Here is a 12,383-nt window from a genome sequence, read left to right on the forward strand (position 1 = left end):
CGGACTTCCCTCCCACTGCCACGGAATCATCATGTCCAAGCCGATCACCGTACTGCGCGACACCCACCCACTGCCGGTGCTGGACGCCTGCAAATGGGAAAAACTCGAAGGCGACCCGCACACCGTCAACCTCAATGCCTACACCAGCGAGGACGGCAGCAAGATCATGGGCACCTGGATCTGCACCCCGGGCAAGTGGCGGGTGGAGTATGTGAAGTGGGAATACTGCCACTTCCAGGAAGGCTACTGCGTGATCACCCCGGACGGCCTGGAGCCGATCCATTTGCGGGCTGGGGATATCTTTGTGGTGGAGCCGGGTATGAAAGGGACGTGGGAAGTGGTCGAGACGGTGCGTAAGTATTTTGTGTTTGCCTGACCGTCCCGTCTGAAAAGGGGTCGCCCTGGCCCCTTTTGCATCAATAACAACCGACCTCACCGCTTATAAAATCGCCCCTTCTCCCTACCCCTCTCCCTATAACAAACGCCGCCATTCGCGACAAAAATCTCAACATTAAAAAATAATCAATTGGTCTTTTGTATCACAATATTGTGAGCGCCATTTTCTTGAAAAAAACTCATGACGCCGCGCGCCAAACACATAATAAAACTCACCAAATAGTACAACCACTACTTTAGTTATAGATAATATTGGCTTTTGACACCCCCCTACAGTTTGAGATAGCTTTCTTGCAATCCATCCATACCTGAATCCAATAACGTTATAACCCCATGATAATAAGAAGCACGGAGAAGGTGCAGAACTTCACATAATCGCAACCTTCCCTGCACATTGATGGAATACGCACAGCGATTTGAATTAGACTTCCAATGAATCCGTTGATTACCCATTGGTTTATTCTAAGGGCTCCACACGTATTCCAGTACTTACTGCACGCGGCAGTCGAGACCGCGCTTCTGCAAAAGGATCAAGAAAATGCCTGACAAAACAACACGCCTGACCATTCTCATCGACTATCCGACCAAGCAGCGCCTGGAGTCGTTATCTGAGGAAGTTGACCTTACTATTTCTCAGGTCATTCGTAAGCTGATTCGTGATCATCTCCAGCAATACGAGAGCCAAGTCGCTCCCTCCGTCCTGGAGCCGGCGAAAGAGGATTCATCGCTTTATTCCTGATATATAAGCCTGGTTGATTTGCCTTTATTAAAAAGCACGGCATAACGTCCTCCTTATCTATCGCTCGGTGTGCGGTTTAATCATCAAACTGTGCACCCCTCCTCTCCAAGTTAATGACTGGTGACGAACCATGCCTGTGAAACAGCAATTACTTGCTTGTTATGCTCATTTGAGCAAGGAAATTAATGGGCCCGCTGTATCATCGGACACTGCGCTGCCCTGCACCTTATTTTTCTCCATGAGCGACAGCACACGGCGCGCACATGTTTTTCATATTACGGCAGACAACTTCGAAGCCGCCTGGCAAAGCGGCGTACAACAATTACAGGACGCCTCCAAACAAGACCGGGTGCAATCGGACAACATCGTCGAACGTTCATGGATACGCGTCGAATGCGCGATCAACGTAACCCCCATCACCTGGGCCGAGCTCAATGCGCGCTTCAAGCGTCACAAGCGTAACTACTTCCGGCGCGGTATCGCCTTCGATGCAAGGCTGCAAATTGCGATTACCGAACAGGAACTGAACGCCAATGCGATCCTGTACGGCGGCAACACTATCAACCACGCGATCTTCAATGCCGGAAATTTTTCGGTGTTCGCCAGGCGCCGTTTTGCCGGGCTCGATACCGCCCACCTGATCGCCACCCTTGAACCCGACACCCCGGTATTCATGTTCGACACCCTGGGCGTTTTTTGTGCCGAAGACGGCGTGCCCCACGCGCTGAACCCTGGCCCGACAGAAACCGGCTGGCGCACGTTGGCTGCGCTGGAGCCCGGCATGGCAAGGGCAAGTATCACCACCGCCGCAAGCTACCTGGGCACCCAGGTGCAGGGCAGTGGCCAGTTCGTCTACGGCTACTTCCCGTGCTTTGACCGAGCGATAAAAAACTACAACACCTTGCGCCATGCCAGTACCACCTACTCGATGATCGAGGCCTGGGCACTGACCGGCGATGAGACGCTCAAGTCCGCCATCGACCGCTCGCTGGGCTACCTCACCCAGGAGCTCATCAAATCCTACGTGCTGCCCGACAGCAGTGTGGCCGCGTATCTGCTCGACACCGGAGACGAGATCAAACTGGGCGGCAATGCCGTGTGCCTGCTGGCGCTGGTGAAATACAGCGAAGTCACCGGTACCCGCCACTATCTGCCCGTGCTGGAAGCCCTGGCCAATGGCATGGCCTGGATGCAGGACGCTTCCACCGGCGCCTTCGTGCATGTATTGCATGGCCGCGACCTGGCCGTCAAAGAGGCGTTCCGGATCATCTACTACGACGGCGAAGCCGCGTTCGGGCTGATCCGCCTCTACGGCCTGACCGGCGATGAGCGCTGGTTGAACGTGGTGGAAAAAGCCTTCGACTACTTCATCGAAAAAGAGCACTGGCGCGAGCACGATCACTGGCTCAGCTACTGCGTGAACGAACTGACCCGCTACCGCCCTGACGAGAAGTATTTCCGCTTCGGCTTGAATAACGTCACCGGTTATCTGGGGTTCGTGCAGCAACGGATCACCACCTTTCCGACCTTGTTGGAATTAATGATGGCCGCGCAACAGATGCTCGAACGCATCGACCAGCAAGCAGAATTGCGCCACCTGCTCACCGAGATCGACCTGCACGCGTTTTACCGCGCCCTGCATCATCGTGCGCGCTATCTGCTCAACGGGTATTTCTGGCCGGAGGTGGCGATGTATTTCGCCAACCCTGCGCGCATTGTCGGCGCGTTTTTTATCCGGCATCACGCATTCAGGGTGCGCATCGACGATGTGGAGCATTACCTCTCGGGGCTGATTGCCTACCACCGCTACCTGCTCAACGGCGCGCCGCAAGTGAGACGGGCCCGGATTGCAGCCCCCCTCGATGGGTACTGGGACGCCAATACGCTAGCCCGAGTGACCCAAGGCACGTGGGCCAAGCAACCACCGGCTGGCTGGTACGCATCGGGTTTGACGCCGTCCATGCAGTTTTTCAAACCGCAGCGCATGCTTAACCGGCACCCCAGCAAGGTGGGGCCCAACGAAGTACAGTCAGCATTGCGCTGGGGCCATGCAAGCCCGGAGCGACGCCCTTCGGCGTTTCTGTGCGTAGACCCGACGCCCTACCTGAACAGCGGCCTGCCCGTGTTGCAGGTCGCCGATACCAGCGAGGCCATGCTGCAAATGGGCCGATACGCCAGGCAGCAATTCCCTGGCCAGGTGTTCGGCGTCACCGGCAGCTTCGGCAAAACCACCGTGGTCGCCATGCTCGCCCACACGTTGAAACACTGGGGCGAGGTGGGGCACACCGAGGCCAACGCCAACCTGCCCCATGGCATCGCCTGGAACCTGGCGAGCATGCCCCGCCCCGCTACATTCTGGGTAATGGAAATGGCTGTGGGCCGCATGCTGATCAACTCGGAACTGGTGCGCCCACACATTGCCATTGTCACCGGGCTGGCTCCGGCGCACCTGGAATACCACGGTACCCTGGAAAACCTGGCGCGTAAAAAGAGTGCGATCTTCCGCTCGATGGCACCCGGCGGGCACGCGGTATTGTGCCGCGACATGCCGCACTACGAAGTATTCGCGCAGGCCGCCGAAACCGCGCGCTTGCACGTGACCAGCTATGGCGAACACGCCAATGCCGACGTGCGCCTGCTCGAGGTGTGCAGCGAGACGGAACGGGTATACGTCACCGCGCAACGTGGCACGCAACGGCTGAGCTTCGGCCTGAGCGCTCGCGGCCGACACATGGTGCTCAACGCGCTGGCCGTACTGGCATCGCTGTTCGCCGCCGGACTTGAGGCCGACCAGGCACTGGACGTGTTGAACGGTTTCAAACCCGTGGAGGGTCGAGGCAATATCCTCTCGATCAAATGCACTGACGGGCACTTCCAGCTGATCAACGACGCCTACAACGCCAACCCGGGCTCAATGGCCGCCGCCTTGCGCTCAATGGCCGACCTGCCCGTGGCCTCGCGGCACCGGGTGTTGGTGTTGGGTGACATGCTGGAACTGGGCCCCGACGCTCAACGCTACCACCTGGAATTGGCCGACCCGCTGCGGGCGGCGGCGCCTCGGCATTTGGTGCTGTGCGGGCCACTGATGCTTGAGTTGTACCGGGTGCTGCGCGGCGAGCTGTCGGTGCAGTGGTTCGAGGATGCCGAGGCATTGAGCCAAGCGTTGGCGCGCCACCCCGATCAGTGGTTCCAGCCGGGGGATTGGGTGCTGGTCAAGAGCTCCGGCGGGACCGGGCTGTCGCAGATCTGTGATTGGCTGAACACGGCCGAACAAACCGTGCCCGCGGGTTAGCCCGCGCAGCCGGCTGCCGTTTTCAAGCCAATATCATTGCGCAGTTGATGAAACGCCGCAGGCACACCCTGCGCCTTGACCAACTGCGCGTGATGCCCCGCGCCAACCAACCCCTGGAAAAAGCGTTCCTGCAACCCGAACGGTGTTACCTGGTCGTCCACGCTGCCAATCACAAACAACGGCCGCGCAGGCGCTACGGCAATGCCGGCGATGTGCTCGACGGGATCGTAGGGGTGCAATAACCCATTGGTGTCGCGGCCCGGCCGCGAAGGCAGGCCTTGGGTTTGACGCAACATCTGCGCGCGCTGCACCAAGGCGAACGCACCGGAAGTCATGACCGCACACTTCACATCGGTACGCCCCAACGTCAACAACGCCGCCGCCACCGTGGCACCACCGCTGTGCCCCAACAACACAAACTGCCCAATGCTGTAGCGCTTGCGCAGCTCGTTGAGCGCACCGTCCAGCGCAATAAACTCTCGCGCCTGACGCCGCTGCCCATGGTTGCCACTGGAGCCGTAGGTGCCAGGCCGCGCCACAATCACCACTGGCACACCTGCACGCCGGCTGAGGGCCTTGGCTTGCGCGACCTTGGCCGCCAGGGTGTTGCCACGGATCGACTCGGGCGAGCGGTGCATTTCCACGTTACGGTCGCCATGAAACATCGCGATCACCACGGGTGCATGGCTCAGCACCGCCCCGGCAAAATAGCGAATGCACTCATCGCCCCCGGCCAACTCGACCCACAGCGAAGAGTCGGTCTGGTTGCAGGTCGCCTGATCGGCCGGGGTGTTCCAGAGCAACGGCGTCGAGTCATCCCCCAGGGCCCACACGCCCGGTACACCGGCACACAGCAACACCCAGCACAATGCAAACCTGGCCACAGCCACCTCGCCTAGCGCTCGCGCAAAGCCTCACGCGCACGGTTCATGGGTTTGATCAAATAATCGAGCACGGTTTTCTGGCCGGTCTTGATATCCACCGAAGCGATCATCCCCGGCACGATGGAGAACGACTTGCCCGACTTGTTTTTCAAGGTATCGGCGTCCGTTCGAATGAACACTCGGTAGTAGAAAACTTCCGGCTTGACTTCATCCTGAATGGTGTCCGGGGAAATGGTCACCACCTTGCCATCCATACCGCCATAAATGGCATAGTCGTAGGCGGTGATTTTGACCTTGGCCACCTGGTCGGGATGGATAAAGGCAATGTCTCGCGGGGAGATACGCGCCTCGATCAGCAGCTGCTCATCCAGCGGCACGATCTGCATCAGGCGCCCGTTGGGCGGGATAACTCCGCCGATCGTGGTGACCTCAATGCCCTTGACGATCCCGCGCACTGGCGAGCGCAGGGTCAGGCGGGTCACCGAATCCGAACGCCCGCGCATGACCGACGACAACGTCTCGACATCGGCGTTGACCTTGGCCAGGTCCTCGCCGGCGCGCACCATATACTCGGAGCGGGCCTGGGTCAGTTTCAATTCCAGCTCGGCTTTTTGGCGCTTGAGGCGCAGTACTTCAACGTTACTGGCCGCACCGACCTTGGCCAGGTTTTCGGTGATTTCCAGCTCGCTGCGCACCAGCCCGAGGGACGAGCGCACGCCGGCCAACGACTCTTCGAGGCCCTTGCGCCGGGTATTGAACAGGTCGGTTTCGGCGCGTACCAGTGCCGGGTAACGCTCAAGCTCCGGCGGGAACAGCAACGGTTTGCTGTCTACCTCGGCCTGCAAACGCGCAACGCTGGCCAGCGATGCCCGGTATTTGGCGGCAGTTTCATCAAAGTTGGATTCGGTCTTGGTCGGGTCAAGCTTGGCCAACGTCTGGCCATTTTTGACGATATCGCCCTCCCCCACATTCAACTCAGTGATGATGCCGCCTTCCAACGACTGGATAATTTGCTCACGTGAGGTAGGGATGACTTTACCGCTACCCGTCGAGACTTCGTCCACTTCAAAAAAGTAGGCCCAGGCACCAAACGCGATCAGCATGACAAACACCCACCCCACCACACGTGTGGCGCGTACCACGGTGCGCTCATCCACACCGTCGTGGGCATGCCGGGCGCCTTCGTCTTCGGTGGCAAGCAGGGGAATGGTTTTCGGCTCATGGCTTTTCACTGGGTTTTCCCCTTGGGTTTGGACAGCCGCGCAATCGCGTTGTCTTTGCTGTCATCGACGATGATCTGGCCGTTGTCGACCACGATCACCCGATTCACCAGTCTCAATACGCTCATGCGGTGCGTGGCGATAATCAGCGTGCGGTGGGCGGCCCAGCGGTCGAGGTTGTGGATCAACTGGCGCTCGGTCGCTTCATCCAGGGACGCGGTGGGTTCGTCGAGCAGCACGATATGCGGCTGGCGAATGATCAGCCGCGACAGCAGAAGCGACTGACGCTGCCCGCCCGACAGGCCGAGGCCGCCTTCCAGGATCATATGGTCCATGCCGTCGGCGAACTTGCCGATAAAGTCGCCAGCGCCCGTCAGCGCCAGGGCCTGGAGGATTTCCTGGTCACTGGCATGCGGCGCCCCCATGATCAGATTGTCGCGCAGCGTGCCGTGGAACAGCCGCGAGTTTTGCGTCATCAGCCCGACATCGCGGCGCACATCCGCCGGGTCGATGTGACTGAGGGCAACGCTGTCAAGACTGATGGTGCCGGCCTTCAGGTCGAGCATCCCGGCCAATGCCTGCAACAACGTGGACTTACCCGCACCGTTACGCCCCAGAATTGCGATGCGCTCGCCCGGCTGGATCTTCAAGTCCGCCACACACAGCGCTGGCACGGGGGCATCGTCGGAGTACTGGAACGTCGCCTGGCTTAGTGCGTAATGCCCTTTGATCACCGGCAAGTGCACGCGCTTGCTGCCCTCGGGATGGTCCACCGGCGACTCCATGATCCGGTTCAGGCCCTGCAGCGCGACTTTGGCCTGCTGCCAGCGCGTCAGCACCTGGGTAATCTGGGACATCGGCGCCATCATCCGCGACGCCAGGATCGACGCTGCGACAAGGCTACCGGTCGTCATGTCGCTGGCCATGACCATTGGCGCACCGAACACCACCACCACGGCAAACACCGAGCCCTGCACATTGTTGCTCCAGGCGACCAGTTTGTTGGTGAGCATGCGCAGACGAAGACTGGCATCGCCACAGGTGGCGTTGTAGTGATTCCATTGTTGCTGGAAACGCTGCTCAGCCTGCAACGCCTTGATGTCGTCCAGGCCTTGCACGGTTTCCACCAGCATGGCGCTGCGTAACGAGCTTTCACGCATCGACTCATTCGCCAGTGCCGCGAGTTTTTTTTGCGCCAACAGCCCCGGCACTATCAGGAACAGAACCGCCACCAGCGGCACCGCCACCAGCGGGCCGGCGATCAACCAATAGATCACCAGAAACAGCAGGAAGAACGGCAGGTCGGCCAGCGCCGTGGCGGTGCTGGAGGTGACCAGTTCACGCAGTTGTTCGAGCTCCTTGAGCTGCGAAATGAACGAGCCGGTGGACTTCGGCCGGGCGCTGTTGCGCAGGCGAATGGCATGCCCGAACACCAGGTCGGAGACGCGCAAATCCGCGCGTTTGCCAAGCATGTCGGTGATGCGCACGCGGGTAATGCGCATGATGAAGTCAAACACCAGCGCCAGCATCACGCCGCCAAACAGCACATACAGCGTGGGCATGGATTCGGCCGGGATGACCCGGTCGTACACCTGCATGGAAAACAGCACCCCAGCCAAGCCCAGCACGCTGGTGACCAGCGATGCGAGTACCACATAGCCATAAGGGCGCAGGTCGCGCAGTACGATGTTTTTGAACCAAGCCTTCTCATAAGGCTTGATGTAGTCGTCAACACGCCGGTCACGCACCACCGCCATGGGGCGCAGAATCACCGTCTTGCGAGCTTGTTCCAGCAGGTCCTTGCGGGTGAGCCGGCTTTGCAGGCCGCCATCGCCGCTGTAGGCGATGCCCAGGTTGTCGCCGTCTCCGAGAGTTTCGAGGACGCCGACCTGGCCGTCGGCAAATTGCAGCACCAACGGCAGTTGGCGCTGCATCAGCGTGGACTCGCTGAAGTCAGCGATCACACAGTTCAATCCGGCCTGGCGGGCCATCTGCCGCACCACGTCTTCTACCGAGGCGCCTTCGGTCCACTGTGCGGCGATGCGCACACTTTGTGCCGAGCATTCCAGGCGGTAATGCCGGGCCACGCTCAGGATGGCCTCCAGCCACACTTCATAATCCACCGCAGGCGCCGGGTTCAACGGCGTCGGCACCGCGTTGGTTGGGTCCGCAAGCATCACGGCATCATTCATGGCCGAATCTCCACACCTTGCAGGGTGCTGTTGTCCAGGTGGAACGCCGTGCGCAGTGCGCCCGTGTTGTAGAGGCAATCGATTTTCAGGCGCCGCAGATCGGCGGCGGTGTTTTCCCGGTCCATGCGCGCCTGGTGAATTTCCTGTTCGGCATTGAGCAGGTCGAGCAGCGGCCGGGTGCCCAGTTCGAGGTACTGCTGGCGATAAAGGTCGCGGGTTTCGGAGATGCTGCGCTCACGAAAGTCCAGGGTGGAAAGGCGTTGGCTGAGGCTTGAGATCTGGTCTCGTGCCTCCAGCAATCCTTGGCGCACCGCAAGGCTCGCGGCGTCGCTGGCGGCATCGGCGGAACGCAAGGCCTGTTGCGCGGCCGATTTGCGCGCGGTGATTGCGCCGCCCTGGTACAGCGGCATTTTCACGTTGAGAAATACGCCATAGCGGGTACGGTCGCGGCCGCCAGGGATGTTGCTGTCATCGTTGTTGTCCAGGTAGTGCGTGACGGACGGGTCCAGCGACACGGTCGGCAATGCTTCGGCGCGGGCCTGGGCGATCAGCGCCAGCGCATCAATACGTTGCGCCTGGGCAATCAGCAGTGTCGGCGTGACGGCCGTATCGGGGACCACGCCCATGCAGGATTGCTCCAGGCTTGCCGGAAACCCATTGGCAACACTCACCGGTGACTGCGCCCCCAGCAGGCTGCTCAGGGTGCTGCGCCAGCGATTGAATTGCGCAGCGAATTGCAGTTGCGTCGCCATCGACGCCTCGACCCGCGAGCGGGCCTGGATGAGGTCCGAACGGGTGCTGGCACCCATGTCGCTGCGTTTTTTCGCAAGTTCTGCAATCGCGGAAATACCGTCGACTTGCTCGCGCGCCAGTTGCACCAGCAACTGCGAGCGCTGCAATTCGATCACCGCGAATGAGGTGTCCCGTGCCACTTGATCGATCGACAGCAACACCGTTGCCTGGCTGGCACTGACCCGCGCCAGGGCGCTGTCGACAGCGCTTGAGACCTTGCCGAAGTCATACAGCATTTGTGATGCCGACAAGGAAAACGCGCGGCTCTGGCCGTTGCCGCTCAGGCCACTGTCGTAGCCCGAATTGAAGCCGCCACTGACTTGTGGGTAATAACCGGAACGGGCGATCGTCACGTTCTCGTTTTGTTGGTACAGCTGGCCGATGGCCTCGGAAATTGCCGGGTGCCATTCCACCGCCAACTGAATGGCGCGTGTCAGGTCGAGGTTGTTCGGTATGACGTGTTCGGGTGCCACCGGTGCGCTGACGCCCGTTGGCCCGCCGGGTAAATGAGTGCCCAGGTTGCTCGGGCTAATGATGTTGACGCGTTCTTCATCGTCGATATACGACGCTGCCATAACCGGCTCAATAGCGGGCGCGATCATTGCGACTGCCAGAATTACGGCAGACAGCTGCTTGGCCAAACTCTTTTGCCTCACTGCTAGTCACCTGACTGTTATCAAACCTGGTAGGTACAACAACGGACCGTGACTGACGTCACGACCCATCGCTGCAATGCCGTTGGTGGGAAAACCGGGCCTTGCGACCCGGTCGGTGAGGGTGGCGTTACACCACGCTGATGCCGCTCTGTACCCAGAGCTGATGGGTTTCATCTTCCGGACTGGTGTAGATCACGTACTCAAGACCGTTCTCTACCTGGGTCACTCCGGCGCTCCAGTCACCGGTCAGGTGCACACTGTCCTGATCGTCGCCCTGGATCATCAAGCGATCCGATTCAGGCCCGGTGATGGACACCAGGTCTTCGAGGCTCAAGGTCAGGTCAACGGCGCTGACATCGTTCAGGTCGATGCTGTGCACCCCGCTGACGTTGCCAATCAAGTCGGTGAGGTTGATGGCTGCATCGCCACCCTCCCACAGCAACCCTTCTGCACCCGTGCCAGCATCGACATGGGTGAAGTCGGTGTCGTCGGCCACCACAGCGTCGTGGTGATCGCCGTCAACGTTGGCACCGTCATCCGCCACCGCGTCCACCACACTGCTGGCAGCGGCCACGCCGGCACCGTCAGTGGCAGGCACACCTGGGTTAGCGTCGTCCCAGACCAGATCACGATCCGGCGAGTCGATGCGCACGTACAGGTCGGCCGTGTCTTGCTGGCCGGTGGGTGTGGTGAGTTTGTAGGTGAATTTATCCACCTGGCCAATCTCGTCCAGCGCCAGCCCGGCATGCGGGGTATAGACGTACTGGCCGTCGGCAAATACGGTCAGCGTGCCGTGGTCACCGTCGATTTTCGTCCCCGTCTGCCCAGGAATCACATAGACCCCGTTGACCAGCACGCTGAGTACTGTCAGCGGTGAACCGAGTACATCCGGCCCGGACAAGCTGTCAGACAGCAGGTTGCCTGTCGCATTGGTCATCTCGCCGGTCACGAACTCCGTGAGGAAGGTCGTGGTGAGTTTCTGAGCGATGTGGATTGCGCTCAGCGACAGCACTGAACCGGTCGTCCCGGTGACGCGATAGGTCCCGGCATCCAGCCCTTTGAACGTGTAGTTCGTCAGGGTGGTGGTCTGCTGGGTGACCCACTCGTTACCGATGAACTTCTGCAGGTTGACGGTGGTGGCTGGCAACACTGATATGCCGGTGACGCTGACGTTGATCGCAAGCTCTGCGGTGGTGCCCGTGGCAACCTCGATGGATGCACCGTTGCCAGTCACGTTGCCAAGGCCGAGCAATGGCAGGTTGTAGCTCAGGATCGCCAAGTCGGCCTGGGTGACCAGGTTGACGATGTCGATCTGCGCCGAACCCAGGTCATCATTGGCGACCGTGTTGATCACGCCTGGCGCCGATGGGTCGGTGGCGTTCCAGGTCACGTCGACACTCGGGCTGTCGATGCGTACATACAAGGTTGCCGAGGCCGAACCACCAGCACCATTGACCAGGTGATACTCGAAGGCATCCACCTTGCCGATGCTGGCGATATCCCCATTCGGGGTGTACTTGTAGTCGCCGTTGGCAAAGATCGTCAGCTGACCATATTGGCCTTCCAGCACCGTACCGGTAGTGGCGCTGGCATCGACAAACTCGCCGTTGACCTCCACCTGCACCGTCACTGGACCGCCGGTTCCCGGCTCATCCGGTTTGCCTTCGAAACCCGGGTCGGTGATGACGTTGCCGATGACATCCGCCCCCGCAACACCGGTGAACTCGGTCAGGCTGTCGTTGGTGACGCTCAACTTGGCCGTGGCCCCTGCACCGATGCTGACCAGGTTAGGGTCGAGCTTGAGGGTAAAGCGATACTGCCCGGCTTCCAGCCCGTCGATTTTGGCGCTGGAACTTTGTCCGAACAGGCCCAGCAGGTCGAGCAAGCCCGAACCGTTACTGCCTTGCTGCACCGGCAACCATCCACCGGCACCGTCGCTCACTTCCAGCGTCGCAGTGAAGCCACCGCCCAACAGCGAAACCAGGTCGGCCTGGGCAAACTCCAGGTTGAGTGTCCCGCTGGAACCCTCGGCAACCGAGAACTCCTGCTGCTTGGTGTGATCGCCCAGGATGATGCCGCCGACACCCAGCAAGGTGAAAACGCGCATATCGGCCAGGCCGGTGTTGGACGTTACGGGTTTGATGGTTACTTCGCCGGTGGCGAGATCATCGAAGGCTTCGAGGTCGGCGTCGGCATCGGCGTCGGCGTCGGC

8 protein-coding genes are annotated in these 12,383 nt (G+C 60.2%); 3 read left to right on the forward strand and 5 right to left on the reverse strand.

Features of this window, described 5'->3' with window-relative positions:
• Positions 1 to 31: 31 nt before the first annotated feature.
• The 3 genes from HX855_RS23595 to HX855_RS23605 all read left to right on the forward strand — a co-directional run bounded on the left by HX855_RS23595 (position 32) and on the right by HX855_RS23605 (position 4,427).
• Positions 32 to 376, forward strand: coding sequence for a cupin domain-containing protein (locus tag HX855_RS23595; protein WP_003212331.1), 345 nt, complete (start codon positions 32 to 34; stop codon positions 374 to 376).
• 558 nt (positions 377 to 934) lie between these two features.
• Positions 935 to 1,135 (forward strand): hypothetical protein, encoded by a 201-nt coding sequence (locus HX855_RS23600; RefSeq protein ID WP_177089526.1) that lies wholly within the window; start codon positions 935 to 937, stop codon positions 1,133 to 1,135.
• A gap of 238 nt (positions 1,136 to 1,373) precedes the next feature.
• Positions 1,374 to 4,427, forward strand: a complete 3,054-nt coding sequence (locus tag HX855_RS23605; RefSeq protein ID WP_177089527.1) for a UDP-N-acetylmuramoyl-tripeptide--D-alanyl-D-alanine ligase — start codon at positions 1,374 to 1,376, stop codon at positions 4,425 to 4,427.
• On the opposite strand, the gene HX855_RS23610 is transcribed toward HX855_RS23605, so the two are convergent.
• From HX855_RS23610 to HX855_RS23630, 5 genes are all read right to left on the reverse strand, one after another.
• A complete protein-coding gene (locus tag HX855_RS23610; protein ID WP_177089535.1) occupies positions 4,424 to 5,287 on the reverse strand; it encodes a S9 family peptidase in 864 nt (287 codons plus the stop codon). The two genes, HX855_RS23605 and HX855_RS23610, sit on opposite strands and share 4 nt — an antisense overlap.
• A gap of 35 nt (positions 5,288 to 5,322) precedes the next feature.
• Positions 5,323 to 6,513, reverse strand: a complete 1,191-nt coding sequence (locus tag HX855_RS23615; protein ID WP_177089536.1) for an HlyD family efflux transporter periplasmic adaptor subunit — start codon at positions 6,511 to 6,513, stop codon at positions 5,323 to 5,325.
• 26 nt (positions 6,514 to 6,539) lie between these two features.
• A complete protein-coding gene (locus HX855_RS23620; RefSeq protein WP_177089528.1) occupies positions 6,540 to 8,723 on the reverse strand; it encodes a type I secretion system permease/ATPase in 2,184 nt (727 codons plus the stop codon).
• Positions 8,720 to 10,117 (reverse strand): TolC family outer membrane protein, encoded by a 1,398-nt coding sequence (locus HX855_RS23625; protein ID WP_177089529.1) that lies wholly within the window; start codon positions 10,115 to 10,117, stop codon positions 8,720 to 8,722. The genes HX855_RS23620 and HX855_RS23625 overlap by 4 nt, the downstream gene beginning before the upstream one ends.
• A gap of 181 nt (positions 10,118 to 10,298) precedes the next feature.
• Positions 10,299 to 12,383: BapA/Bap/LapF family large adhesin (locus tag HX855_RS23630; RefSeq protein WP_256736831.1), on the reverse strand; the 2,085-nt coding region annotated here is incomplete at its 5' end.

It is taken from the genome of Pseudomonas sp. IPO3778, assembly GCF_013386825.1.
GTDB lineage: Bacteria > Pseudomonadota > Gammaproteobacteria > Pseudomonadales > Pseudomonadaceae > Aquipseudomonas.

Excerpts from the sequence above, each read along its gene's own strand:
- HX855_RS23600 (WP_177089526.1), top strand. The coding sequence starts at position 935 with ATGCCTGACAAAACAACACGCCTGACCATTCTCATCGACTATCCGACC.
- HX855_RS23620 (WP_177089528.1), bottom strand. The coding sequence starts at position 8,723 with ATGAATGATGCCGTGATGCTTGCGGACCCAACCAACGCGGTGCCGACG.
- HX855_RS23605 (WP_177089527.1), top strand. The coding sequence starts at position 1,374 with ATGAGCGACAGCACACGGCGCGCACATGTTTTTCATATTACGGCAGAC.
- HX855_RS23595 (WP_003212331.1), top strand. The coding sequence starts at position 32 with ATGTCCAAGCCGATCACCGTACTGCGCGACACCCACCCACTGCCGGTG.
- HX855_RS23625 (WP_177089529.1), bottom strand. The coding sequence starts at position 10,117 with ATGATCGCGCCCGCTATTGAGCCGGTTATGGCAGCGTCGTATATCGAC.